Source organism: Sorangium sp. So ce394 (genome assembly GCF_051474665.1).
In the GTDB taxonomy this organism is placed as follows: domain Bacteria; phylum Myxococcota_A; class Polyangia; order Polyangiales; family Polyangiaceae; genus Sorangium; species Sorangium cellulosum_D.
The window spans coordinates 1,336,784-1,361,677 of the sequence record NZ_CP150339.1; the positions used below are offsets into that span (position 1 = coordinate 1,336,784).

The window sequence follows — 24,894 nt, forward strand, 5'->3', positions numbered from 1 at the left end:
TGGGCCGGCGCCCTCATCGCAGGGCGACGGTGACCCGGAATTTCAAGCCTGCCTCGGAGGGACCGCGTTCCGCGGCGCGGCCTCGAGCGTATTCTCCATCGCATGAAGCAAAGCGCGAGGATAGGGGCCCTGCTCGTCGCGATGGCGGCGTGCGGCGGCGAGGAGGCGATGCCCGCGGCCGGCGCCGGAGGCGCCTCGGCGGGCGCGGGCAGCGCCGGCGGGGCCGCCGGGCCCGGCGGGGCGAGCGGCGCCGGGGCCGGCGGCGAGGCGCCGGGCGTCCCGTCCTACGGCCGCTTCGGCGAGCCCAGGACCACCTTCACGCTGCCGGCGCCGGCCCCGAAGGAGGGCGAGCGCCCCGCGATCGCGGTCCCCGACCTGGCCGAGGCGTTCCCGGAGGTCGACTGGAGCGCGCTCGATCGGCTCTACATCCCGGCCGGCGAGTACCGGAGCATCCTGCTCGGCGGCCTGCCCGAGCGCAGCGCCGAGCGCCCGCTCGTCATCACGAACCTCGGCGGTCAGGTCAAGGTCGGCGGCGACGCCGCCAATCACCTGTTCGTGCTGAAGGGCGGAAAGGGCTGGATCCTGACCGGCCGCCACGATCCCGTCTCGAAGACCGGCGACGCGGGGTTCCGCGGGCACGCCGAGGGCGGCTTCGCCCACAGCCAGGGCACCTACGGCATCTTCGTCGACGACGCGTTCAGCAAGGAGGGCCTGTCCGGGCTGGCCATCGGCGGCGGCGCGTCGGACTTCGAGCTGGAGGTCATCGAGGTCGCGCGCGTCGAGTTCGCCGGGGTCATCGCCAAGACCGACGACGACGGGCAGGCCACGATGCGCAACGTGAAGGTCCACGACCTCTACGTGCACGACGTCGGGTCCGAGGGCATCTATTTCGGCAGCACGCAGGCGCAGCCGCAGCACGCGTTCGAGCGCCTCGAGGTGTACGACAACCGGCTCCTCCGCACCGGCACCGAGGCGCTGCAGGTCGGCCAGCTCGGGTCGGACTGCGAGATCCACCACAACGTCCTCGGGCCCGGGGCGGTCCGGTGGCGGTCGGCGTTCGACCATTACCAGGACGGCAACGTGCAGTTCGGCCAGCGCTACGGCAGCTCGACCTTCCACCACAACATCGTGATCGGGACGGGCGACCTCTTCGTCGAGCTGTTCCCGACCCGCGTGGACCAGGACCCGCGCTCGCCCGGAGACACGATCTCGTTCACGGACAACTACTTCGCCGACACCTCGCTCAGCGGCGTGTACACGCACGCGGTGGACACCGGGGCCACGATACGGTTCGAGCGCAACGTGTTCCTGGGGTTCCACTTCAACTACGGCGAGGTGTACCCCGACACGGAGGAGCCGGTGCAGGTCTTCGGCGTGGGGAGCAACGCGCCCAATCCGCACATCCTCCGGGACAACCGGGTGGACGGGCCCTATCCGTTCATCAAGTGGCTCTTCGACAGCGTGACGGCCGAGGACAACCCCACGGTCGCGGTGCCCCGGGCGCGCTTCCGCGACTTCATGGTGGGCGCCATCGACGAGGACTACCGCCGCCTGGAGTGGTGGACCGACCGCGCGACGCTCAGCCCCGACGAGCGCGCCGTTGTGTACCCGAAGGGCGCCTACGTCCTCCACCAGGGCGCGCTCTACGAGGCGCTCGAGGAGAGCCAGGGCAAGCAGCCCGACCAGCACCCCGGCGCGTGGCGCGCCCTCCCGCCCCCCGCGGACGACGTCCGCCTGCGCGCCGGCTCGCCGCACCAGGGCCTCGGCGTCCGCTGGCCGCCCCCCTGAGGCGAGCGCGGGTCATCGCCGCATGGCCGCCGAGAGCGGCCGGTGTCGAGCTCGCGCGATCCCTCGACGAGCCGCTCGAACACCGCTATTCTCTCGCCGTCTGCGAGGAACGCAGGCCGAGGTGTAAGGATGGATACAGCCCAGTCAGACGAGTGAGCCGCAGCAACCCCTGAGTTCGTTGCTGCGGCTATCTGCTCTCGATCGTCCGACGAGCGCCGTCCTGGAGGCAGATCGCCGCCGAATGTCCACCATTTGCGCGGGTGTATCGTCGTGCCTCGAAAACTGCCAACCCATTGGAATCTCTCGCTGTCTGCAGCGCTGCTGCTGATGGCCCCGTTCGACCTCCTGGCCTCGCTGGCCATGGATGTCTATCTGCCGGTGGTGCCGAGGATGCCAGGCATCCTCGGCACGTCGCCGTCGGTCGTTCAGCTGACGTTGAGCCTCTACATGGTCGTCCTGGGCGCCGGACAGCTCGTGTTCGGGCCCATCTCGGACAGGATGGGCCGGAGGCCAGTCCTGCTCGGCGGTGCTGCCTTGTTCACCGCCGCGTCGTTTCTGCTCGCGGGCGCCGGGTCCGCCGCGGCGTTCGTCGCCCTCCGCGTCCTCCAGGCGCTGGGCGCGGCCGCGGCGCTCGTCGCGACCTTCGCGACGGTGCGCGACGTCTACGCGGAGCGCGCCGAGGGGGCCGTGATCTACAGCCTGTTCGGCTCGATGCTGGCGTTCGTGCCCGCGCTCGGGCCCGTGATCGGCGCGCTGCTCGCGGACCACCTCGGCTGGCGGGCGATCTTCGTCGCGCTCGGCGCCGCCGCCACCGCGGCTGCGCTGAACGCGGCGCCGAGGTGGCACGAGACCCGGCCCGTGCACGCGTCGAAGCCGCGCGCCGCGTTCGGCGAGATCCTGACGGACGCCTCGTTCTGGACCTACACGCTCGGCTTCAGCGCGGCCATGGGCGCGTTCTTCGTCTTCTTCTCGACGGCGTCGCGCGTCCTGATCGATCGGGCAGGCTTCTCGCAGCTCGCCTTCAGCCTCCTGTTTGCCACGGTCGCGCTCGTCATGATCGCGACGACCCGGTTCGCGAAGCGGTTCGTGGCGCGGTGGGGGAGGTCCGGGAGCCTCGTCCGCGGGATGGGGATGCTGCTCCTGGGAGCCGCGCTGCTGGCCGTCGGACAGGGGATCGCCGCCCCGTCGTTCTGGACCTTCGTCCCGCCCATGTGGATCATCGCGATCGGCATCGTCTTCGCGAATTCGGTGGCGGCCAACGGCGCGCTCCAGCGCTTCGGTCACGTCGCGGGCACCGCGACCGCGCTCTACTACTGCATCGAGAGCCTCGTCGTGGGGATCGTCGGAACGACGCTGGTCGTCCTGCTGCCTGGGGACACGGCATGGCCGCTCTCGGCCTATTGCACGCTCATGGCCGTGATCGTGCTGGGCCTCGTCCGGCGCGTGGAGAGGTCCCCGGCGACCGCCGTCTCGCCGGATCCGGCGCGCGCTCGCGAGACGTAAGGTGCTTCGCCAGCGGGAGGAGGAGCCTCTCCTCCTCCCGCTCCAGCCGGACCCCATCGAAAACCTCGTCGATCGGACCGAAAGCCCCGCCCTTCAGGGGCTCGGCGCGCCGAGCTACGACGGGGACATGGCGAGCGAGACCGACGACCCGCGGCTCACGCGACGCGCGTGGCTTCGGGCGAGCGGGGCGCTCGGCACCGCCCTGGCCGTCCCGGGCTGCGCATCGGGTCGCGGAGCTTCGCGACCATCACCCTCTGCGAGGAAAGCCAACATGTCATACGACGTCGTCATCGTGGGAGGCGGCCCCGCCGGGCTCTCCGCCGCGCTGGCCCTCGGCCGCGCGCGCAAGCGTGTCCTGCTCTGCGATGCGGGGGCCCGCAGGAACGCGGCCGCGGAGCACATCCACAACTTCGTCACGCGCGACGGGACGCCGCCGGAGGAGCTCCGGGCGATCGGCCGCCGAGAGCTCGCGGCGTACCCGAGCGTGGAGGCGCGCGATCTCCGGATAGAGGCCATCGCGGGAGCGCGAGGCGCATTCCAGATCACCTCGGCGGCGGGCGCCGTCGAGGCCCGCCGGGTCCTCCTCTGCACCGGGTTGATCGACGAGCCGCTCCCCATCGAGGGGTTCCGCGAGCTGTGGGGGCGTTCGATCCTTCAATGCCCCTACTGCCACGGATGGGAGGTCCAGGACCGGAGGTGGGGCTACCTGGCGCGAGGGGTACAGTCGCTCCATTTCCCACTCCTCTTGCGTGGATGGACGCGAGACGTCGTGGTCTTCACGAGCGGAGCGTTCGACGTCCCGGCGGACACCCGCGCCCGCCTCGGCGCCGCGGGGATCCGCGTGGAGGCGCGGCCCGTCGCGCGCCTCGTGGCGCGCGAGGATCGGCTGGAGAGCGTCGAGCTCTCGGACGGCGCGACGATCCCCTGCGAGGTGCTGTTCGCCCATCCCCCGCAACGCCAGGTGGGCCTGGTCCGGGCGCTGGGCGTGGCCCTCGACGACGATGGCTTCGTGCAGGTCGACCCGGTGAGCCGCGAGACGTCCGTACCCGGTGTGTATGCGGGCGGGGATCTCGTGTCACGAATGCAAGGTGCGGTCCTCGCGGCAGCGTCCGGGATGCAGGCCGCGGCGATGCTCAACCACGAGCTCACGGCGGAGCTGGCGACCCGTGGCGGGTCCGGAGGACCGGAATGAAGATCTTCCTCACGGGAGCAACGGGGTACATCGGCGGCTCTGTTGCCAAGCACCTCACCGAGCACGGACACTCGGTTCGAGGCTTGGTCCGGCGCCGCGAGCTGGCGGCATCGCTCGAGGCGCAGGGCATCGGCGCGGTGCTCGGCGACTTGAGCGACCATGGGCTGCTCGAGGCCGAGGCGCGCCGAGCGGACGCCGTGGTCAACGCCGCAGACAGCCTCCGCGGCGACGTGGTGACGGCGCTTCTGCGCGGACTGGAAGGTTCTGGTAAGGCGCTGATTCACAGCAGCGGGATCGGCCTCGTGTCGGAGGACGCGTGCGGCGACGTCGTCAGCGAGCGAATCTCCAGCGATGACGAGCCGATCGTCGAGGGGGGGCATCCCATGCAGAGAGCCTTGCGTGAGGTGGAGGTCCAGGTCCTCCATGCAGCACGGGTGGGCGTGCGCGGCATCGTCCTGTCCAACGCGATGGTCTACGGCATCGGCCTCGGCCTGCGCGCGGAGAGCGTCCAGGTCCCGATGCTCGTCAGGGCGGCCCGCGAGGTCGGCGCGGTGTGCGTCGTTGGCAGGGGCGTCAATCGATGGTCGAACGTGCACGTACGCGACATGTCGTCGCTCTATGCGCTGGCGCTCCGCGGTGCTCCCGCCGGCGCGTTCTACTTCGTCGAGGCCGGCGAAGCCTCGTTCGAGGAGATCGCAGCGGCCATCGCCGCGCGCTTGCGTCTCAGTCCGATCCGGAACTGCAGCCTCCAGCAAGCGACGGCCCTGTGGGGCGAGATCCCGGCGCGTTACCTCTTGGGCTCGAACAGTCGTGTTCGGGCCGTTCGCGCCCGTCGTGAGCTCGGATGGGCTCCGCAATGCCAGTCGCTCCTGGCGTGGATCTCGGCCGAGCTGGCGGCGTAGGCCTCCCGCGCCGCGCGAAGGGCGGGGGCTCCGAGAGCCGCGCCGCCGAGCCACGGATCACCGGGCTCGGCGGCCGGGGCGGCGGCTCGTCAGCGGCCGAGGAAGTTCATGAGCCAGCTCATGGCCGGCCGCATGGTGCCGTTCGAGTGCTGGATGCCCGTGTTGTCCCGCCAGGTGGCGCCGACGATGTAACCCCACAGCGTGATGCCCTTCACGGACGGGTGGTTCCAGAACATCGTGAACTGCTCTTCCATCACCCGCTTCTGCTGGTTGTCGTCCGCGATGCCGATGTCGTACTCGGTGATGTACACGGGCTTGCCCAGCGAGGCGAGCTTGTCGATGTACCCCTTCACGGTGTTCGTGTTGATCTTGTAGGCGTCGTGGGCCTGCGCGCCGAGCGCGTCGACGGGGGCGCCCGCGTTGATCACCGCCCGCGCGATCCGCATGAAGTTCTGGTGATCGTTCTCGTACTCGATGTTGTTGTAGTCGTTGAGGATCAGGACCGCGCCCGGGCAGAACTCGCGGGCCCACTTGAACGAGTTGACGATCCAGTCGTAGCCGCTGGCGCCGTCGCCGCCGATGCCGTTCTTGTAGGAAGGCGTGGTGTGGGGCGGCGGCTCGTTGACCACGTCGATGTACTTCGTGTCGGGGTAGCGCGCGCAGAACGACCGCATCCAGTCCCTCACGGCCGCCTGCTGATCCGAGCCGGACAGGCCCCCGAGCCAGCTGGGTTGCTGGGCACCCCACACGAATACGTGGTGCTTGAAGATGATCTTGTTGTCCTTCGCGTACTTGTAGATCGCGTCGAGCCTGCTCCAGTCGCGCACGCCGCGCGACCGCTCGACCTCGCCCCACTTGCCCTCGTTCTCGGGCGTGATCTGGTTCCAGTAGTTCGCGAAGCCGTTGCGCACGGAGCCGCTCGTCGTGATGTTGCCGACGAACTTCCCGGTGGTGCCGCCGCCGGAGCCGCCGGAGCCGCCGGAGCCGCCCGAGCCGCCGGCGCCACCCGAGCCGCCGGCGCCGCCGGAGCCGCCCGCGCCGCTGCTGGACGAGCTGCTCGACGACGAGCTCGAGCTGCTGCTCGACGACGAGGTGGTCGTGCCGGTGCCCGTGCCCCCGTTGCCGTTGACCGAGACGATCGTAGGCCTCCCGGTGCCGTTCGCGCAGAACCCGAACGACGTCGACTCGCCCGCGCGCAGCGCCCCGTTGTAGCTCTCGTTGGTGACGGTCAGCTGCCCGCCCGAGGCCGAGGAGCGCCCGTTCCACAGGTTGGCCAACGTCGAGCCGTTGAGCCCGACGACCAGGCCCCAGGAGGTAGACCCGCCGGTGCTCGTGTTCGTCACCGTCACGCTCGCGCAGTAGCCGCTGCCCCACTGCGACTGGAGCGCGAGATCCGCCTTCATCGTGTTGTCCGCGCTGCTCGCGGCGGACTCGTACGCCTCGCTGTCCTCCAGGTCAGCTGGCTCGACGGCGCAGGCGAGCAGGCCGCACGCGAAGGAGAGGGACACAGGGCCAAGCAAGCGATCGATACGCATCAAGGTTCTCCATGATCCGGACGGACGGGTCTCAGGCTTCTGTTCAAGATGGACAAGTAAACCAGAAGCGCCTGCGAGCCCCGCCGCCCATGGGCCGGGGCAGCATGATTCCCGGCCAAAGCTTGTTCATCACGACCGCGTGCACCCATTTGCACGGGTCGTATGCCCGGTCACACCGTGGCTGTCGAGGTGAGTCTTGCGCGGACATGCCCGGTGCGAGATGGGCCCGAGCATGTCATGAGAATAAAGCACGCAAGCGCGCGCCGGAGTCAAGCGCCTTTCAACGATTTGTCGTACAGCCATGTTGCAGTCACGTGTGTTTTGGTGGAAGGAGCGCCAGTCGACACATGCAGCCGATTTTGCCGTACAGCCATGTTGCATTGACGGGCTCTCGACGGAACGAGGAGCACGCCGTCCGCCCTCCCGGAAAAGCGATGATGGCTCGAACATCCAATCGTCCGCGCGGAGGACGCCCATTGTGCGCTCGGGCGCGCCGAGGGCTCCGCGCGGCGGGGGGAGCGCGAGAACGACGGGTGTGATCTCCACGGCTCGTCGCCTCGTGATGGGCTCCCGACATCCCCTCGCGACGACAGCCCTCGACGTTGCGCCGTCCTCTCACGAGGTGTATGACGAGCCGCGACGACGAAAGGTGACCGATGATCAGTCAAGCCGAGCTGGCCGAGCAGCTCGACCGGGCCCGCAGCCACCTGCGGGCGGTCGCGTTCCGCATGCTCGGCTCGGTGGACGAGGCGGAGGACGCGGTGCAGGAGGTCTGGCTGCGCGCCAGCCGCGCCGACGTCAGCGCCGTCGCCAATGTGACGGGGTGGCTGACCACGATCCTCGGCCGCGTCTGCCTCGACATGCTGCGCGCGCGCCGGCGCCGGGGCGAGGAGCTCACCGAGATCGGCGAGCTGGATCAGGCGGTCGACCGCGAGGGGCCCTCCGGCCCCGAGGACGAGGCGGCGCTGGCCGACGCCGTCGGGCTCGCGCTGCTCGTGGTCCTCGACACGCTCGGGCCCGCCGAGCGCGTCGCCTTCGTGCTCCATGACCTGTTCGCCGTGCCGTTCGACGAGATCGCCGCGATCGTCGACCGGTCGCCGGCCGCCGCGAAGAAGCTGGCGAGCCGCGCCCGCCATCGCGTGCGCGGCGGGGCCGCCGCGCCCGCCGCCGCGCTCGCCAGGCAGCGGGAGGTCGTGGAGGCGTTCCTCGCCGCCTCGCGCACCGGCGATCTGGGTGCGCTGCTCGCGGTGCTGGCCCCGGACGTCGTCCGGCGCGCCGATCGCGCCGCGCTGCGGGGAGGCGCGGAGGCCGAGGTGCGCGGCGCCCGGCGCGTCGCCGAGGAGACGGCCACCAACGCCGGTCGGGCGCGCTTCGCCCGGCCCGCCCTCGTGAACGGCGCCGTCGGCGTCGTCGTCGCCCCGCGCGGGCGGCTGCAGCTCGTCCTCGCGGTCGCCATCGAGGGCGACCGCATCGCCGCGATCGACGCGATCGGCGACCCGGCCCGCCTCCGCCAGCTCCGGCTCGCGGTCGTCGACGCCGCGCCGCCCTGACGGGCCGAGCAGGCGGGGCGGCTAGCGGTCGCGCGCCCGTGCCGGTCACCTTTCCTCGCCGCGCGTCGTCAGAGCGGTGACGCGCCGGACGCGCCCGCGACCGGCGGCGATAGCCAAGGAGGAAGTACGTTGAGTGTGCACACGGTGCAGCGCAGGGCGCAGCAGGGCGCGCGGCCGGCGGCGAGCGGAGAAGCGCCCTCGCCGGGGGTCCGCGTCGCGGTCGTCTACCACAGCGGCCACGGCCACACCGGGCGGCAGGCCGAGGCCGTCCGAGCCGGCGTGCAGCAGGTCGAGGGCGCCGAGGTCCTGCTGCTGACCGTCGAGGAAGCGCAGGCGCGCTGGGGCGATCTCGCCTCCGCCGACGCGATCGTCTTCGGCGCGCCGACCTACATGGCGAGCGCCTCGGCGGCGTTCAAGGCCTTCCAGGAGGCGAGCTCCCGCGCGGTCATGGCCAGGGGCTTCGGCTGGAAAGACAAAGTCGCGGCCGGCTTCACCAACTCGGGCTCCCGCTCCGGCGACAAGCTGGCGACGCTGATCCAGATCGCCCTCTTCGCCGCCCAGCACGGCATGCACTGGGTCAACCTCGGCCTGCCGCCCGCGAACAACTCCACGAAGGGATCGGAGGAAGACCTGAATCGACTCGGCTTCTGGCTCGGCGCCGGCGCGCAGTCGAACGTCGACCAGGGCCCCGACGTCGCCCCGCCGGAGGCGGATCTGCGCACGGCCGAGCACCTCGGCCGCCGCGTCGCCGAGGTCGCGCGTCAGCTCGTGTGCGGCCGCGTCGTCCTCGGGGGTGGCGGCGTCAGAGGCTGCCGCCCGCCAGCACGAAGGGGATGACCCACGTGTCGCCCGCACCGAAGCTCGGCGAGGACCCCGTGTCGCCGTCGATGGCGTAGACGTATTCGAACCCAGCGCCCAGCCGCAGCGCGATGGGTCGATCCGTCGGCGCCACGAACAGGGTGCCGTAAACATGGGCCAGCTTCGTCGCGCCCAGGCCGTCGAGGCGCGCGCGCGCCTCGACGCCCGGCTGCAAATCCCAGGAGTCCGAGGCCTGAGGCACATAGACGACGGCAGCGTCGATGAACGCCGTGAGCTCGACGGAGTCGTCGGACTCGAGCATCAGCGCCTTGGCGCATTGCTTCCCGGTGACGGCCGTGTCCGAGCTCGTCAGAGTCTTGCAGCGATCGAACTCCTTGGCCTTGTACCCGTCGCCGACCGTGGCGCCCACGCGAACGGGGATGGCCACGGACATCGTGGGGTAATATCGGCCGACGAGGTTCGGGGTGAACTCCCACTTGCTCTTTGCCACCGCCTCCGCGGCGACGTCGCTCTCGTAGACGTCCTGCCGGTCGAACGAGCCGGCTAGCTCGAGGCCGAACGAGAACCGCATGCCCATCGGAACCCTGCGAGAGAAGACGCCCTCGGGCGCATGCGGCGCGAGATCCGGGAACAGCTGGCGCGCCAGCTCCGGCTCGTCGCGCATCCATCGCCAGAAGTCGTCGGACGGGCACATCGAGCCTGGCTTTCCAGGTTGACCCAAGTAAAGCCTGCAGGCCTCCTGCAGCGCCTGAGCGCTCGGATTGGTGTTCAGGAAGTCCTGGAGCTCCTCCGCGACGAAGTTGCGCTCCAGGGACAGCTTGAGCTGGAACGGCGACGGTCGCCCGCGGGCGTCGAGCAGCGGTGCACGCCGTGTCTCCTCGTCGAGGGGAACGGTGAGCTCTCCCGTGAGCGTGAAGCGCCCGTCGTCCAGAGGACCCGAAGCGCCCACGATGGCCTTCTTGTCCTTCTCGGCGAGCTTGAGCGCGAAGCCGTTCCAGGGGGCCCTGCCCGAGAAGAGCTCCGTCGCGTCCGCGGACGCCGGCGCCAGCTTGCCCGCGGCGGCGTCGAGCTTCTTGCTGGCGGCGTCCAGCTTTTCCGCTGCCTTCTGGAGCGCGGCCGCTGCGGCATCCACCGGCGGCGGATCTGGCACGGCGGCCGGCGGCGTCGCGGCCACGGGCTGCGGCGGCTGCGCGACCTGTGGCTGCGGCGCCTGCGCGACCTGTGGCTGCGGCGGCTGCTCCTGCGCGGACGAGAGACCGGCGACGCAGAGGACCTGCAAGCCCAGGGCGAGGCGGAACGAGAGATTCATGTCTCGTCCTTCAGCATGAGGAAGCGCGCCTCGGGGAACATCTGCACGATGTCCTCCCCCTTGGCCAGGATGGCTCCCTCCGGGCCTTCTTTCCGGACCTCCATCGAGAACTTCACGCCGGGCGGGGCGATGAATGCAACCATCACCACGAGCCGGTCCACCTTCGGCGGCGACGCGAACTCGATTCCGCCGGTCCATGTGAGCTTGTCTCGCTTCAGGTCGAACTTCTCGTTGTTCTGCGCCTGGCCGTCCGAGTTCAGATCGACAGCGGCGAAGACCTCCGGCGGCGGAAACCCCATGTGCTTCGCGAGGACGAATTTGAAGTGCAGCTTCGGCATGGAACGCTCCTCTTCACGCGGCCGCCCTCCGGGGCGGCGCTCGCGGCGACGACCGTTCCTGCGTGTTCAACATCCGTGCCACGGGGCTTCAGCCGTGTTCGCCTCGCGACCGTGTCCATTCCGGTGTACGCGATATCCAGAAAACTGGACACCGCTCCAGCCGCGCGCCCAAGCCGAAGCGCCTTCGGCGCAGCCGATACACCGCGGAGCTCGAGCGACAGGAGGCTCCGCCCGCCGGACCACGACGCTGAAACGAGGCGGAGCGCGGCGGCGCGGCAGGAAAGATCGCGGCGGGGCCTCGAGCCCGGGCCCCGCGCGGCGCCGGAAAGGGGTAGGATGCCGTCCATGAACCGCGTTTCCAAGATGATGACGGCGGCGGCGATCGCCCTCGCGGCGGCCGCGGGCGGCTACGGGCTCCTGAGCTCGCGCGGGTCCGACGCGAAGACGCTGGTCGGCCGCCTCTGGATCGAGCGGATCCCGAGGGACGACACCGACCAGATCGAGCTCATGGTGATGCTCGCCGACGAGCCGATCGGCATCTTCCGGCGCACGTCCCAGTTCGAGGGCTCGTATGCCCTGTTCCGTTACGAGCTGCGCGGTAGCGACAAGCTGCAGCTGCTCTTCCCGCAGAACAAGTCGAAGCACGAGGTCGCCTTCGACGCGCGGCCGTGCGACGCGAAGGGCTTCGACTACTGCCTCGATCTGAGCGGCGCCCCGCGGGGCGCGGCGAAGTACTACAGCCGGAAGGACTGGGAGATCGACGCGAGCGACCCGGCGGCGCTGGAGGGCGCGCTCCGGGAGCTCGTCGACGAGCTGCGCGCGTCTCCGCCGGAGCCGTGACGGCACCCCACCTGCTCACGCGAAGCGAAGAGATGTCCACCCCGCATCCGCTGGCGGCATTCTCGTTCTACCTGTCCGGCCGGCACCAGGTCCTGCTGTCGATCTCCAAGGAGATCCTCGAGGGCCTCGACGCGTGCGCCTCCAGCGAGGGGGCCTTTCCCCACGAGGCGAGGGCGCGCGCCTCGGATCTCATGTGGCTGTGGACGCTGGGCGCCTACGAGGTGGTCAGGACGATGTGTCAGGCGAGCCGGTGCTTCTCGGAGCGCTTCGCCAGAGCGATATCGCACCTGAAGGCCGATCTCGAGCGGGTCCGGGTGCCGAACACGAAGCTGGAGCGGATCAAGTACAACCGCCGGGACAGGCCCATCCCCGTGAGCTCGGATCGCGGTCCGGACATCTGGGACGACGCCAGCAAGGATCTCCTGGTGGGAGATCCCGCAGACGCCGTCTCGTGCCGCATGCTGCTCCGGAGCTACGAGAGCGTCATGTCCTCCTTGACCGTGGACGACGTGAAGATGTCCCACGAGGACTCGTTCGAAAGAACGTAGAACCGCCCCGCGGCTTCGCGCGGTCCGCGGGCCCGTCGACCGCGGCTGGTCGACGGGCGCTTCGACGCGGAGCCTACTGGCGCGCCACGCGCTTGAGCGGGTAGGGCGCGGCTTCCCGTTCGGTCATCGTGAAATACCCAGAGCCGTCCGCCTCGTACTCGATCGACTCGCCCTGACCCTCGACCGTGTCCGTGAGCGCGACGGGCGGCGCCGCGAAGGCCGCCTCGAAGCCCGCGCCGGCCGGCGCTCGGTACTCGTAGACCGCCCGGTAGGTGCGCAGCAGAAACCGGTCGGCGCACGGGTGGATCGTCCCGGCGGTGACCGACCGGAAGTTCTCGTCCGGGCCGAGGGGCATCTGGAGGTCGGCCACGTGAATCAGCGTGGACAGGGTGTCAGGCGCCGGCAGCGGGCTCGGGAACTTGTACACCTTGCTGAGCCCGGTCGTGCCCTCCTTCGTGACGACGTAGATGTCCCCCGTCGTCGGGTGCACCATCAGCGCCTCGGCGTTCTGCGGCGTGTCCGGGTACTGGAAGGGGAACCGATCGCCGGACACCGTGCCGCTCGTCTCCCCCGCGGCGAGGTTCGGCTCCTTCATGCGGACCACGGCGAAGGTCGTCGGGTAGGGCAGCGGGTGTCCGCTGATGCGGCCGATGTCCCCCATGAAGATGCAGCTCCCCGCCGGGCACGGACCGGTCGCGATGTCCTCCCAGTCCCAGGGGAACACGCCGGCAACGTAGCTCCCCACGACCGCCGCGTTCGTCTTCTGGATGGCGACGAAGTTCGCGTTGTTCTCGCTGTGCGCGTACAGGATGCCGGGGTTGACGCGGCTCGCGGCGAGCCCGGAGATCTCCACGATGGCCGTCGAGGTCAGGCTCCCGACCGTCGTGTAGCTGCTCGCGAACGGTTCGCCCGCGGAGCAGCTCGGAGCGCCGGCGGGCCTCAGCGCGACGACCTGCGCGGTGTTCGTGTTGGCGAAGGGAGAGGCGCCGCTCCACGCGGGCTGCGAGCCCGCAGCGCCGAGCTGCTTGTACGCCGCGTCGAACAGGAGACCCGTCGACGACGAGAGCAGGCACGTGTCGAGCGGCTCGGTGAAGCCCGACGGCGGCACGATCGGGCTCGCCGGGCAGGACGAGCCCGTCCAGACCTGCGTGCCGAACCAGACCGCGACGCCGTTCGCCGCCGTGGTGGTGACCGGGGGCGCGGCCAGGGTCGCGGAGTTGCCGTTCTTCTGGCCGCTCGCCGCGTCGATCGGGCTCGCGGGATCGGCGCCGCTGAACGCCACGATGCTGCCCGCCAGGTAGGCCGAGACGTCGAAGCCGAAGGAGTAGCTCGCGGGCTCCGCGCCGCTCGCCACCTTCCAGAGGACCCACGACTTGAGGGCGGACGCGCTCTGATCCGAGCGGAGGAGCGTCCATCCCGCCGGCGGAGCGATCACCGCGCCCACCTGGTTCCGGATGGCGATGCGCGCGAGCAGGACGTCGCCTTGCGCGACGCCCGCCGGCTTCGCGAGGGTCAACGCGGTCAGGCTCTTCCCGGTCGCCGTCGAGCTGGAGCGGAAGGTCACCGTCGAGAGCGGCTGATCGGCCGCGCCTGTTTCATCGGCGTCGTCACCGTCGAAGTCCGTGTCCTGGTGATCGACGGAGATGCAGCCAGCCCATCCGAGCAGCGAAATCGAGGCGACGAGAAGAGCTCTGGCGCTGAGATTCCTCGAGATCAATGTTGTTTCCTTTCGGGTAAGCAAGTTTTTTAGGAGGCGGAACTAAACCACAAAAAGCATGCGATGCAACCCGGCCGGAGGCGGCTGCAGATGACCTGATGGGGAGCTGGGGGAGCTCGAGAGGGTGCATGTACCCTGGATTCGTATGGTGTCACTGGCATCTGCGCGGGTCGGCGATCCCGGAGAGATCGGGGCGCTGGAGAGCCGGCAGCGCTCGACTGCCGGGCAGCGGTCGGGGGGGCGCACGAGCGACACCGGCTCTCGCAATCTGTCGGACGAGCGGCGCCGACGAGCGGCGGTGCGCGGGCTCGAATCCCCGACTGCGCCCACGACGTCCTGCGTCCAGCCGCGGCCGGCCGGCGCCGCCGCGGCCGCGCGGAGCGCGCCGAGGCGAGCCTCTTTACATCCCTCGCCGCATCGACGGATAATTGCCATCGTGGAGCAAGGAGCGGTCTTGGCCGGACGCTACCGCCTTGAGCACCGCGCGGACGCGGGGGGCATGGGCGAGGTGTGGAAGGCGCACGACCAGGAGACGCGCGAGGCGGTGGCGGTGAAGCTCTCGCCCCAGCGCGACGCAGAGGAGGCGGCGAGGTTCGAGCGAGAGGCGCAGATCCTCGCGGGCATGTCGCATCCCCACGTGGTCCGGTACGTGGCGCACGGGGCGTGCGCCGACGGTATGCCCTACTTGGTCATGGAGTGGCTCGAGGGCGAGGACCTCGCGGCGCGGCTCGCGCGTGGTCCGCTCGAGATCGACGAGAGCGTGGCGCTGGCGACCACGGTCGCGGACATCCTCGGTTTTGCGCACGAGCGCGGCGTCGTGCACCGCGACCTGAAGCCAAGCAATCTGTTCTTGCCAGGGGGGCGCCTCGACGGCGTGAAGGTGCTCGATTTCGGCATCGCGCGGCTCGGGCAGGCGACGCGGATGACGCGCCCGGGCGTGCTGATCGGGACGCCAGGGTACATGGCGCCCGAGCAGGCGCGGGGCGAGGCGGGCATCGACGCTCGCGCGGACGTGTTTTCCCTCGGCTGCGTGCTGTTCGAGTGTCTGACGGGCAGGCCTGCGTTCGGCGGTCAACACGTGGCGGCGATCCTGACCAAGGTGCTGTTCGAGGAGACGCCGCGCCTGCAAACCCTGCGGACCGGGGTGCCCGAGGCGCTCGACGATCTGCTCCGGAGCATGCTGTCGAAGCGCCGGGAGGAGCGGCCTCTCGGCGGGCACGCGGCGGCGGCGGCGCTGCGCGCGCTCGAGGATGCATCGCGGTCGCCGGCCGTGAGCTCGGTCCGCTCGCCCTCGCTCACGAGCAGCGAGCAGCGCGCCGTGGCGGTGATCGTGGTGAGCGCGGCGGCGGACGCCGAGGTGAGGGCGTTCGGCGGGGACACGACCCTGATCCTCTCGCCCGGCGACGAGGCCGTCCTGCGCGAGGCCGAGGCGCATGGCGGCCGGAGCGAGCGTTTGCTCGACGGGTCGGTCGTGGTGATGCTGGCGGGCACCGAGACGGCGACGGATCTGTGCGCGCAAGCGGCGCGGTGCGCGCTCGCGCTGCGCCGGTGCGCCGCGGGCCGGCGCGTGGCGCTGGCCATGGGGCGGGGGGAGCGGACGGCGCGGTCGATGGGGCCGGCGATCGACCGGGCGGCGCGGCTCGCGAGCACCACGGCGCGCCACGTTGCCCCGGAGGGCGCGGTGATCGTCGACGAGGTCGTCGCAGGCCTGCTCGACGCGCGCTTCGAGGTGCGGGAGGGCGAGGGGGTCATCACGCTGCGCGGCGAGCGCCCGCTGGCGGAGGGGACGCGCCTGCTCCTCGGCAGGGTCACGCCGTGCGTGGGGCGAGAGCTCGAGCTCGGCATGCTCCGGGCGCTCGTGATCGAGAGCATCGAGGAGAGCACGGCGCAGGCGGCGCTGGTGACGGCGCCGCCCGGCGTGGGCAAGTCGCGCCTGGCGCAGGAGTTCCTGCAGGAGATCCGGGGGCAGGGCGCGGGGGTGTCGGTGTGGGCCGTGCGCGGCGACGCGCTGCGGGCCGGCTCGCCCCTCGGCATGCTGGGCCAGGCGCTGCGGAGCGCGTGCGGGATTCACGAGGGCGAGCCGGTCGAGGTCCGGCGCCGGAAGCTCTCGGCAGAGATCGAGGCGCGGGTGCCGCCCGGCCACCGGCGGCGCGTCGAGGAGTTCCTCGGCGAGATCGTGGGCGCTGCCTTCCCGGACGAGGACAGCATGCCGCTCCGGGCCGCGCGCCGCGACGCGCAGCGCATGGCGGACCAGGTGCGCGCCGCCTTCCTCGATTACCTCGCCGCGATCGTCGCCGGCGGCCCGCTGATCGTCGTGCTGGAGGATCTGCACTGGGGCGACCGACCCACGGTGTCGCTCCTCGACGCGGCGCTGCGCGACCTCTCGGATCGGCCGCTGTTCGTGCTCGCCCTGGCGCGGCCGGAGGTGCGCGAGCTGTTCCCGAAGCTCTGGGAGGGGCGGCGGCTGCACGAGCTGCGGCTCAACGAGCTGAGCCGGCGCGCGGGCGAGCGGCTCGCGCGGCACGTGCTGGGCGAACGCGCGGACGCCGACGCAATCGCGCGGATCGTGCGCCTGTCGGAGGGCAACGCGTTTTACCTGGAAGAGCTGATCCGCTGGACCGCGGAGGGCCGAGGCCCGGACGTGCCGGGGACGGTGGTCGCCATGGTGGAGTCGCGCCTCGGGGCGCTGGACGACGAGGCCCGGCGGCTCCTGCGCGCGGCGAGCGTCTTCGGAGAGGTCTGCTGGGCTGGAGGGGTGGCGGCGCTCGTCGGCGGCGAGGCGCGCCGGAGCCGGGTCGCCGCCGGGCTCGAGGCGCTGGTGGCGCTCGAGATCCTGGTGCGCCGCCGCGAGAGCCGCTTTCCGGCGGAGGAGGAGCTCTCGTTCCGGCACGCGCTCCTGCGCGAGGGCGCGTATGCCATGCTGACCGAGGGGGATCGGGTGCTCGGCCACCGGCTGGCAGGGGAATGGCTGGAGCGGGCGGGGGAGCCGGATCCCGTGGTGCTGGCCGAGCATCTCCAGCGCGGGCGAGCGCTCGATCAGGCCGCGTGCCATTACCTGCGCGCGGGCCGCCAGTCGTGCGATCGCGGCGACTTCGCCAGCGCCCTCGCGCGCGCGCAGCGCGGCGTCGACTGCGGCGTGCAGGGCGAGACCCTCGGCGACCTGATGGCGCTGCGGGCGATGGCGCATTGCTGGCGCTCGGAGTTCGATGCGGCGAAGCAGGCGAGCGCCGCTGCGCTGCCGCTCACGGGGCGCGGGAGCCGGTGGGCGTGCATCGCGCTGTTCCACCGCGCGTGGGCGTCGCTCGTCCTCGACGCAGAGGACGATTTCATGGAGACGGCGGACCGCTTCGTCCAGTTTCAACCGGACGCGGAAGCGGGCCGGGAGTACATGCTCTGGGCGCCGCTCGCCGCGTCGCTGCTCCAGACCTACGGGCGCCGCGAGCTCTGCAAAGCCTTGCTCGATCGCGCTGACGCGCTGGCGGCCGCGCTGCCCGCCCTGGATCTCGATCTCAGGGGCGCGCTCGCCATCGGGCGCAGCGATTACGTCCGCGCCTTCGAGCGGGATCCGTGGCGGCAGCTCCAGCTGACGCGACAGGCGGTGGAGGCGTTCCAGGCGATCGAGGATCTCCGGAACCAGATCACGGCCTTGAACCGGCTCGGCCAGGCCGAGGCCGAGCTCGGCGATCCGGCGGCGGGCGAGGCCACGCTGCGGCGGGCGGTGGCGCTGGCGCAGCGCATCGCGATCCCGTTTGCGCAACGCCAATCCGCATTGCACCTGGCGGCGCTGCTCTCGCGCGGCTCGGATCCGTCGAAGTGGGGAGAAGCGAGCGACATGGCCGGATCGTTGCTCGGCGCTGCGGGGGTGAGCGTGGGATACCGAGGCTGGGCCCACGGGATCTGCGCAGAGGTTCTCCTCCAGCGTGGCTCGTACGACGATGCCGTGCGGCAGGCGCGCGAGGCAGATGCGCTGTGCGCCCGCATCCCGCTGCGGCGGCTCTGGGTGACGGCGTTGCTCGTCCGCGGGCTGATCCAGCTGGGTGACCGCGATGAGGCGGCGCGCGTGGCCAGCCGCATCGAGCCCGGGCTCGCGTGTCTGGGCGGAGGCGGCTACGTCGAGATCGACGCGCGGGTGGCGCTGGCGGAGGCGTATTGGACCGGCGGCAGGCAAGACGAGGCGCGGGCGGCGCTCGGCGAAGCGATTCGCGGGATCGCGGCGCGGGCCGAGGCGATCCCCGACGCCGCCTGGCGCGCGCGGTACACGGCGTGTGTGCCTGAGATCGCGCGCGCCCGCCGGCTGGCGAGCGCATGGGCGTAGGTGGCCGCGCGGCGAGGCGCTCGCGCGCGTCGGGCGCGCCCGGCTTCACGGCGGCGGCGCGTAGACCGCCGTCCCGCCGCCGGTGTCCGACCGGACGACCAGGGTTCGCGCGCCGTCCGCGATCAGCCACTCCAGCTCCGGCACCACGCACTGCAGCTGCGCGCGCTCGCCGAAGGCGATCCCTCGCCCCGACAGCCGCGCCGCGAGCCAGCGCGGCAGCGCGCGGCTCGCAACCGGCTCTCGACGCAGCTGCTCCGACTCCTCGGCGGAGAGCTCGAGGAGGCTCTGCCAGGCGGCCGCAGCCCGCCTGAGCAGGAATACGAAGTCGGCGTCCTGAGCGGCCCCCCCGGGCGACACCGCGAGCGTCGCGGCGCGGTGGGCGCACAGCGCGCTCGAGCGCTCGAGCGGCACATAGGTCTCGAACAACGGATTCGCCAGGTAGCGAGGGATGGGGTGGAGCTCACGGTAGTAAGAGGTCCGCGCCATCCGCTGCGTCCCGAGCAGGCGATAATGGCGCCACACCGAGCCCACCTCCGAGAGCCGCGCCCTGAACTGCCGGTTGAGCGACTCCGTCATCTCGGAGACGGGGACGATCCGCTCGACCTGCGTCCGGCGCCGGCCGTCCGCGTCAGGCTCGGGGACGGTGTTGGCCGGCTTTCTCGCGCCTGGATCCCGGAACATCGGCCGCGCCACGGCCCCGGTCAGCGCGTCGTCGGCCGAGAGGGCGTCCACGTGCTCGAACGTCGACCAGACCCAGCTGGCGCTCGATTGCGTCTTGTGCGCCACATGCACGCCCACGAGCCCGGCGTCCGCGCGCCGGACTCGCCCGTCGTCGCCCTCGACAGGGATCGATTGCGTGTAGAAGCGGCGCGGGTCGTCGCCGCTTCCCAGGATCTTCCACGCGAGCTTCAGCGCGATCGCGCCCGACCGCTCGTGGTCCCGCTCGAGCACCTGCCCGCCCTGGGGGAACTTGTTCCAGTGGAGCCCCGGGGGCATGTACACGGGGCTCGGCGCGAAGGCGCGCTGTCCCTCGACGCTGTAGAGCCCGTGCTTCACGATGAACTCGAACAGCACGCGGTTGACGAGGACCTCGTACATGACCCTGTGGCCATTCTGGTCCCAGAGGACATTGCCGTCGGCCTGGGTCGGCCCGGGGACGAAGCGGAACCGCGCATCCGAGACGTCGGGGTTCCGCGCCGGGACGCCGCTCGCGTCGCGGGCGGCGGACCAGGGGAGGGGCCGCAGCCCGTGCGGCGGCGCGAGCTCACGCCCGCTGCGGAAGGTCCGCCAGCGCGGGACGCCGCGCGCGTCGGCCAGGGAGGGGGCTGGCCGCTCGAGCGGGTCGACCGGCCAGATCAACGCCACGAACGTCTGCCAGGACAGCGCATCGAACATGCGGTCGATCTCGGCCGGATCGACGTGCGGCCGCAGGCGATCGACGTCGACGTCGTGGGGCAGTGCGGCGGAGAGCCACGCCTCCTCGGCGCGGGGAGCGCTCACAGGAACGCCGCCCGCGGCTGGAACCCGAGGTAAGCCTTCGCGAGGAGCGGCTTCCCCTCGGCCACGACGAGCTTGACGTCCAAGTAGCGGTGCAGCCGGACAGGCCAGCGCTCGCCATCGAAACAGACGCGCTCGCTCCCTGTCCAGGCGCCGAGCGCCGCGCGCTTCTCGGGACAACACGCGCCCCGCTCGACGCAGAGATCCAGGAGCCCACCCCAGTCGCGCGTCGCTTGGCCCGGACCGCGCAAGTGGAGCTGGGAGAACGCGATCCCGATCCGGGAGCTCACCGCGTCGGAGATCGTCAGATCGAGATAGAGCGGCTCCACCTCCGGGAACGGCTCGCGCGTCAGCGCCGCCACGTCCTCGAGCGCGCCGGGGTACCCGATCTCGTGCAGGTACGCTGACAGCTCGCGCCGGGGCACGGCCACGTACAGCTTGGCCGCGGCGGGAGACCTCCCGAGCATCACCGACAGGTGGATCAGCTGCCCGCCCGGCGGCAGCGCGGCGACCGTGCGCTCGAGGCGCCGCAGCGTGGCGCTCTCCACGCCAGGCAGCAGGCAGCGCAGCGACCGGACCAGCGCGGACCAGGCGCGTTCGGGGTCCGCGGCCAGCGTGCGAGGAGAGCGGTACTCCTGGGCGACACACACGCAGAAGCTGGGCGATGGGGAGGCGGGGGCCGGGTGACCCGCGCCGTCGAGCTCCAGCCAGAGGGCGGGCACCTGCGCGTGCAGCTCGGAGCCGGGCTCGCGCCAGGCCGCGCAGAGCTCGGCGAACCGCTGCCACGAGGACGGCGCGTCGAGCTCCCCCTCACGCAGCAGGAGGGCCAGGCTCCGGTGCAGCTCTTCGCGACCTTCCCCGCCCACGCCGGCCAGGAAATCGACCTGCTGCTCGCCCGGATCGAGGCGGCACTCGATGTAGTAAGAGCCCCACCCGTGGGGCAGGCGCTGGCTCAGCGAGAGGATCCTCTCGAGCGCACCCGGGGAGACCAGCTCCCCGGGTACGTGAGGAGCCACCCGCGCCACGGTCTCGCAGGGTGCCCAGGTCATGGCGCTGCTACCACATGAGCTCGCGCCGCTGCTCGACCTCGCTCTGGACGAAGGCGAGGACAGCGGCGCAGTTCTCCGGCGTCAGGTCGTCACCAGCCGCCCTGATCGCCTGCTGCGCTTGCGGTGAGAGCGCGAACTCGTGGAGCACCGAGGAGGGATCCGCCTTGAAGCGAGCCCGGACATCCTCGGTGTTCGCCAGGTGATACAGCAGAGAGAGCGCGCCCGGGGGAAAACTCGTGGTTTGGACCATATCCATCTCCTCTTGTTGGCAGAACGGCCGCGCCGGCGAGGGCCGACGACCGGCTGTCGGGGAGGCGCGCTCCGGCCATCAAGAGCCAGAGTCGTTCAAGCAGATCCGTTGTCCTCCCCCCAGCGCGGCCCGCGCTCGGACCAGCGGAGCCGTACGTCCTCACCTCTATGTGAAAGTGTGCTCCACCACAAGAGGCGGCGCGTGGAGAGCAGCAATCCGACGACGCGCTCGCGCGCGAGCGCATCGGGGCTCGCCGGGCCACGCGCACGCGCGATGTGCCGTGTCCGAGAGAGCCGACCTCGATGTCGTCAAGGGAGCGATGGCGCGCGGCGCGCCTCGCTCAGTGTCTCGTCCCCCGCGCCCGCGGCCGTGATAAGATACGCCATGACTGTAATCTGCACCTCACGTTGCGTGATGATGATGTTGCTGGGCCTCTCGCTCCTGGCCTGCGGCGACGACGACGGCAAGGGTGGCGGCGGCCCCGGCGGCACGAGCAGCGGCGCCGGCGGGGGAGGGGGCAGCGGCGGTGAAGGCGGCGGCGGAGGCGGCCCGTCGGAGCTCGACCCGCGCGTCGAGGCGTGCCTGCGGATCAACGCATGTGACGCCGACGGCGGCGCGCCGGTGGGACTCCAGGCCTGCCTCGGCCACGAGCTCGATCAGCGGTGGGCCTGGGCCACCACCGGGGCGAGGCGCCTCGGCCTCGCGGCCATGGACTGCAAGCTCGCGGCGGCCGACTGCGCCGGCGTCCGCGCGTGCACGCCGGCCGTCGAGGAGCTCGGCGCGGCGTGCAGCGAGCGGGCCGGCGCCGATCTGTGCGAGGGCGATACCTGGGTGATTTGCGACGACCTGGGCGCGCCGCTCGCCGCGATGGACTGCGCGGCCGCCGGGCTCTCCTGCATGTCCGATTTCAACGCCGGGTGCGGCGCCGAGCCGTGCGATTACGCCACCACGCCGGCGGCGTGCGATCCCGAGGACGGGGACGTGCTCGTCGAGTGCAGCCCTGCTGGCTTCCTGACGCGGGTCCACTGTCCGAGCCAGTACAACCTGGTCCACGTGAACGGCCGTGACGGGGAGCAGGTCTTCTCGATCGCGGGGGAGACCTGCGGCTTCGACGAGCAGCGCGGCGCGCTCGGGTGCGTGGGCACGGGCGAGGCGTGCTCCTTCTTCTCGCAGCGGTGCGACGGCGCGGTGCTCGAGACCTGCGCGGGCGGCAAGCTGGGCCGCCGCGACTGCGCCGCGCTGGAGCCGGCCGGCCAGGGCTGCGGCTTCGTCCAGAGCGGGCCGTTCGCCGGCGCGGCCTCCTGCGGGCTGGTCGGCGGCGCGTGCGATCTCGGCAGCGACGAGGCGTGCGACGGCGCCGTCCTCCGGTACTGCAGCTGGGGAGAGCCCGCGGCGCTCGACTGCCGCGCCGCGGGATACACCGGCTGCGCCACGGCCGAGCAGGGCGGGCGCACCGTCGCTTACTGCACGCCGTAGGGCCGCCCCGGATCAGGCACCGAGCGACTCGACATCTCCTCAATCCGCTGAATCCGGGGGAGCGCGCTGCTGCGGGGCGTCAGCAAGGTGTACCGGCAGGGCGAGCGCGAGGTGATCGCGCTCGACGGCGTCTCCTTGCGCGTGGCCCCGGGCGAGGTGTTCGGGGTGCTGGGGCATAGCGGCGCGGGCAAATCCACCCTCATCCGCTGCGTCAACCTGCTCGAGCGGCCCACCGCGGGGCAGGTGCAGGTCGACGGGCGGGACATGCTGGCGCTCGGCCCGCGGTCCCGGCTCCGGGCCGGCAAACTCGCCGCCGGAGGCTGCGCCGGTCCGTGCCGGGACGAGTGATCATCGAGGATTCCGCTGCGCCGAGCGGAGATGCTTCACGGCGCTCAGGGCGTGGTGGCGGTTGGCGTGTAGTTTGTGCCGGTCTTGTTCGCGCAGAAGCCGAACGAGGTCGTGGCTCCGGGCGCGAGGTTCGCATTCCAACTCAGCGGAGTGACCTGATACTGACCGGCGGAAGCCGCCTGAAAGTTCGCGCTGTGGCTGCTCGTTAGCGTGGATTGGTTCATCGCGAGCGACACGGACCAAGTGGAGATCGCGGTCGTGCCGCCGTTGTGAACCGCGACACTCGCGCAATAGCCCGTGTTCCAATTGCTGGTCACGGTGAGCGTCGCGGTCCACGGCGTCGTGCTCGCGCCGCACGGGATCTGGCTCGTCGTCCAGGACGTATTCGGATCGATGAAACACAGGTCCCAATTCGAAGGCGGGCCGTTGAAGTCCGTCTCGCTCGGCGGCAAAAGGCTCGTCACGCCGTCGTGAACGAGGCTCGTGTCGATGAAGCCGAGCTGCGGGAACGGCTGATCCTCGAGCGGAGAAAAGTTTTCGACGATCGGGCCCCACCAGCCGCAACCGGTCACGCTGCAGTCTTGTTGCGGACCCGTGAACGCGTGCACGTACTCGAGATCCCACTGACTCGTGCAATAATTCCAGAACAAAACGCGGTTCTCCCAGCCGCTCGCGGTGGAGACGGTGGTATTGGCGTAGTACAGCGTCTCGTGGTTCACGCCGGCGCCGTCCGCCATTTGCGTGAGCTGGCAGGTGTTGTCGCTGAATGGTCGCGTCCAGATCCAGGAGGGCACGGTCTGACCGCCCGCGCACGGATCGGTCGCCGAGCACGACCAGTCGAAAACGCCGATGTGATGCACGCTGGCCTCGCGGTACCAGCCGACGACCTCGACGGTTTTCTCCGTGCGATTCGTGGCCGTCGTGAACAAGTCCGCCGGTACGTCGAAGCCGAGACCCTCCGGATACACGATCATGTGCGTGTAGAGCGTCGATGATTCGGTTACGGGCAGCGCGCCGCTCTTGTAACTCACGCCCGCGCCGAGCCCGCCCGGCACGTGGTCGGGGACGATCTCGCGCGAGCGCGCCGCGCGCGGCGCGCCGTCCGCCGTACCGCGCATCGCCTTGAGATTCGGCGGCAGCCGCTCCGGCCTCCGCGCGGCGGCACGCTGCGCTTCAGCGCGGCGATCGGCGATCGGCGCGCACCGCTGCGTCTCCGGATTCTGCAGCAAACCGGCTGCGCAATGCCCGCCGTCTGCGAGCGCATGCGCCTCCGAGACGACGTCCGCCTCGCCGGATGCGTCCGCACCGCACGCGAGGAGAACCAGCGGTGCCGCGAGGTACAATGAAGAAGAGAAGGCCGACATCATCGAAACCGTGACTCGTTGCATCGTCGCTCCTACTTCGGTCGACACACACTTTTGGTGAGCTCACGCGCAGTGAGCAGGCCGACCGAACCCGGGTTCTTCGTTTCAGACTCTCAGCGCCATTCGAGTCTCGACGCGTAGGCAAATCGAGCCGGATCGCAGCGCGAGGAAGCGTAGCGCGGCAAGGCGAAAGGGTGAGGCCGCGAGCGGCTCGTATGCTCCATATTCATGGCTCACCGGAGGGCGTGATTCTAATGAAATGGCATCATAGACCCCATGCAATGGATTCATCTCGCCATGAGCGACCCGGAACGTGCCGCGGCGGCGCGCCCCCGGCGCGCCCGCAGTCGGTAGCCGCTATTCCACGGAACGGAGTCAAAGCCAAAGCGGCTGCAGCGCGAACGAGGGGCCCTACGAAACTACAGCGGGAAAATGATGAGGTCGTAGCGCACCTGGCTCTGTGGCGTCGGATGCAGGGGGGATCAGGTAGTCCAACCGCCTGCTGGCCCCGTACCCCCGCGGCGGGGGGCGCGTTGGCCCGGCGGGGCGGGGTG

18 protein-coding genes and 1 pseudogene are annotated in these 24,894 nt (G+C 71.1%); 11 read left to right on the plus strand and 8 right to left on the minus strand.

What is annotated here, in order from left to right; all coding sequences use genetic code 11:
• Positions 1–102: 102 nt before the first annotated feature.
• The 4 genes from WMF33_RS04965 (at position 103) to WMF33_RS04980 (ending at position 5,385) form a co-directional block, all read left to right on the plus strand.
• Entirely contained in the window at positions 103–1,788 is a 1,686-nt protein-coding gene (locus WMF33_RS04965; RefSeq protein WP_437336052.1) for a right-handed parallel beta-helix repeat-containing protein, read from the plus strand.
• A gap of 327 nt (positions 1,789–2,115) precedes the next feature.
• The gene (gene cml, locus WMF33_RS04970; RefSeq protein WP_437336053.1) at positions 2,116–3,291 is read left to right on the plus strand and encodes a CmlA/FloR family chloramphenicol efflux MFS transporter; all 1,176 of its coding nucleotides are present in this window, start codon (positions 2,116–2,118) and stop codon (positions 3,289–3,291) included.
• A 271-nt stretch (positions 3,292–3,562) separates the two neighbouring features.
• Entirely contained in the window at positions 3,563–4,483 is a 921-nt protein-coding gene (locus WMF33_RS04975; protein WP_437336054.1) for an NAD(P)/FAD-dependent oxidoreductase, read from the plus strand.
• Positions 4,480–5,385 (plus strand): NAD-dependent epimerase/dehydratase family protein, encoded by a 906-nt coding sequence (locus WMF33_RS04980; RefSeq protein WP_437336055.1) that lies wholly within the window; start codon positions 4,480–4,482, stop codon positions 5,383–5,385. The genes WMF33_RS04975 and WMF33_RS04980 overlap by 4 nt, the downstream gene beginning before the upstream one ends.
• An 89-nt stretch (positions 5,386–5,474) precedes the next feature.
• On the opposite strand, the gene WMF33_RS04985 is transcribed toward WMF33_RS04980, so the two are convergent.
• Positions 5,475–6,893 carry an endo-1,4-beta-xylanase gene (locus WMF33_RS04985; protein WP_437336056.1) on the minus strand — a complete coding sequence of 473 codons (1,419 nt, stop codon included), beginning with the start codon at positions 6,891–6,893 and terminating at the stop codon, positions 5,475–5,477.
• 683 nt (positions 6,894–7,576) lie between these two features.
• Here WMF33_RS04985 and WMF33_RS04990 point away from each other — a divergent pair.
• Both WMF33_RS04990 and WMF33_RS04995 read left to right on the plus strand, forming a co-directional pair.
• Positions 7,577–8,470, plus strand: a complete 894-nt coding sequence (locus WMF33_RS04990) for a sigma-70 family RNA polymerase sigma factor (RefSeq protein ID WP_437336057.1) — start codon at positions 7,577–7,579, stop codon at positions 8,468–8,470.
• Positions 8,471–8,599: 129 nt separating this feature from the next.
• Positions 8,600–9,307 (plus strand): flavodoxin family protein, encoded by a 708-nt coding sequence (locus WMF33_RS04995; RefSeq protein WP_437336058.1) that lies wholly within the window; start codon positions 8,600–8,602, stop codon positions 9,305–9,307.
• Here the strand turns inward: WMF33_RS04995 and WMF33_RS05000 are convergent.
• Both WMF33_RS05000 and WMF33_RS05005 read right to left on the minus strand, forming a co-directional pair.
• The gene (locus WMF33_RS05000; protein WP_437336059.1) at positions 9,273–10,598 is read right to left on the minus strand and encodes a hypothetical protein; all 1,326 of its coding nucleotides are present in this window, start codon (positions 10,596–10,598) and stop codon (positions 9,273–9,275) included. The two genes, WMF33_RS04995 and WMF33_RS05000, sit on opposite strands and share 35 nt — an antisense overlap.
• Positions 10,595–10,936 carry a hypothetical protein gene (locus tag WMF33_RS05005; RefSeq protein ID WP_437336060.1) on the minus strand — a complete coding sequence of 114 codons (342 nt, stop codon included), beginning with the start codon at positions 10,934–10,936 and terminating at the stop codon, positions 10,595–10,597. Before WMF33_RS05005 ends, WMF33_RS05000 begins: the two co-directional genes overlap by 4 nt.
• A gap of 345 nt (positions 10,937–11,281) precedes the next feature.
• Between WMF33_RS05005 and WMF33_RS05010 the strand changes: the two genes are divergently transcribed.
• On the plus strand, positions 11,282–11,776 hold the full coding sequence (locus WMF33_RS05010) for a hypothetical protein (protein ID WP_061626411.1): 495 nt from the start codon (positions 11,282–11,284) through the stop codon (positions 11,774–11,776).
• 32 nt (positions 11,777–11,808) lie between these two features.
• A complete protein-coding gene (locus WMF33_RS05015; RefSeq protein WP_437336061.1) occupies positions 11,809–12,324 on the plus strand; it encodes a hypothetical protein in 516 nt (171 codons plus the stop codon).
• Between the two features lie 73 nt (positions 12,325–12,397).
• Here the strand turns inward: WMF33_RS05015 and WMF33_RS05020 are convergent, their stop codons facing one another.
• Positions 12,398–14,041, minus strand: coding sequence for a cell wall anchor protein (locus WMF33_RS05020; protein ID WP_437336062.1), 1,644 nt, complete (start codon positions 14,039–14,041; stop codon positions 12,398–12,400).
• Between the two features lie 454 nt (positions 14,042–14,495).
• On the opposite strand from WMF33_RS05020, the gene WMF33_RS05025 reads away from it, so the two are divergent.
• Positions 14,496–18,356, plus strand: coding sequence for a protein kinase domain-containing protein (locus tag WMF33_RS05025; protein WP_437336063.1), 3,861 nt, complete (start codon positions 14,496–14,498; stop codon positions 18,354–18,356).
• Between the two features lie 45 nt (positions 18,357–18,401).
• Here the strand turns inward: WMF33_RS05025 and WMF33_RS05030 are convergent, their stop codons facing one another.
• Genes WMF33_RS05030 through WMF33_RS05040 form a run of 3 tightly spaced genes read right to left on the minus strand, consistent with a single transcriptional unit; the run spans position 18,402 to position 21,152 of the window.
• The gene (locus WMF33_RS05030; protein WP_437336064.1) at positions 18,402–19,856 is read right to left on the minus strand and encodes a hypothetical protein; all 1,455 of its coding nucleotides are present in this window, start codon (positions 19,854–19,856) and stop codon (positions 18,402–18,404) included.
• Positions 19,853–20,902 carry a hypothetical protein gene (locus tag WMF33_RS05035; RefSeq protein ID WP_437336065.1) on the minus strand — a complete coding sequence of 350 codons (1,050 nt, stop codon included), beginning with the start codon at positions 20,900–20,902 and terminating at the stop codon, positions 19,853–19,855. Before WMF33_RS05035 ends, WMF33_RS05030 begins: the two co-directional genes overlap by 4 nt.
• 7 nt (positions 20,903–20,909) lie before the next feature.
• Positions 20,910–21,152 carry a hypothetical protein gene (locus WMF33_RS05040; RefSeq protein WP_437318137.1) on the minus strand — a complete coding sequence of 81 codons (243 nt, stop codon included), beginning with the start codon at positions 21,150–21,152 and terminating at the stop codon, positions 20,910–20,912.
• Between the two features lie 384 nt (positions 21,153–21,536).
• Between WMF33_RS05040 and WMF33_RS05045 the strand changes: the two genes are divergently transcribed.
• A complete protein-coding gene (locus tag WMF33_RS05045; protein ID WP_437336066.1) occupies positions 21,537–22,628 on the plus strand; it encodes a hypothetical protein in 1,092 nt (363 codons plus the stop codon).
• Between the two features lie 66 nt (positions 22,629–22,694).
• Positions 22,695–22,928, plus strand: a pseudogene (locus WMF33_RS05050) (ATP-binding cassette domain-containing protein); the annotation flags it as partial.
• A 92-nt stretch (positions 22,929–23,020) separates the two neighbouring features.
• Here WMF33_RS05050 and WMF33_RS05055 read toward each other — a convergent pair.
• A complete protein-coding gene (locus tag WMF33_RS05055; RefSeq protein WP_437336067.1) occupies positions 23,021–24,364 on the minus strand; it encodes a cellulose binding domain-containing protein in 1,344 nt (447 codons plus the stop codon).
• Positions 24,365–24,894: the final 530 nt, after the last annotated feature.

Bases quoted from the DNA above. Each gene is read 5' to 3' on its own strand.
- WMF33_RS04965 (WP_437336052.1), top strand. From the start codon at position 103: ATGAAGCAAAGCGCGAGGATAGGGGCCCTGCTCGTCGCGATGGCGGCG.
- cml (WP_437336053.1), top strand. From the start codon at position 2,116: ATGGCCCCGTTCGACCTCCTGGCCTCGCTGGCCATGGATGTCTATCTG.
- WMF33_RS04975 (WP_437336054.1), top strand. From the start codon at position 3,563: ATGTCATACGACGTCGTCATCGTGGGAGGCGGCCCCGCCGGGCTCTCC.
- WMF33_RS04980 (WP_437336055.1), top strand. From the start codon at position 4,480: ATGAAGATCTTCCTCACGGGAGCAACGGGGTACATCGGCGGCTCTGTT.
- WMF33_RS04990 (WP_437336057.1), top strand. From the start codon at position 7,577: ATGATCAGTCAAGCCGAGCTGGCCGAGCAGCTCGACCGGGCCCGCAGC.
- WMF33_RS05000 (WP_437336059.1), bottom strand. From the start codon at position 10,598: ATGAATCTCTCGTTCCGCCTCGCCCTGGGCTTGCAGGTCCTCTGCGTC.
- WMF33_RS05005 (WP_437336060.1), bottom strand. From the start codon at position 10,936: ATGCCGAAGCTGCACTTCAAATTCGTCCTCGCGAAGCACATGGGGTTT.
- WMF33_RS05010 (WP_061626411.1), top strand. From the start codon at position 11,282: ATGAACCGCGTTTCCAAGATGATGACGGCGGCGGCGATCGCCCTCGCG.
- WMF33_RS05015 (WP_437336061.1), top strand. From the start codon at position 11,809: ATGTCCACCCCGCATCCGCTGGCGGCATTCTCGTTCTACCTGTCCGGC.
- WMF33_RS05035 (WP_437336065.1), bottom strand. From the start codon at position 20,902: ATGACCTGGGCACCCTGCGAGACCGTGGCGCGGGTGGCTCCTCACGTA.
- WMF33_RS05040 (WP_437318137.1), bottom strand. From the start codon at position 21,152: ATGGTCCAAACCACGAGTTTTCCCCCGGGCGCGCTCTCTCTGCTGTAT.
- WMF33_RS05045 (WP_437336066.1), top strand. From the start codon at position 21,537: ATGACTGTAATCTGCACCTCACGTTGCGTGATGATGATGTTGCTGGGC.
- WMF33_RS05055 (WP_437336067.1), bottom strand. From the start codon at position 24,364: ATGCAACGAGTCACGGTTTCGATGATGTCGGCCTTCTCTTCTTCATTG.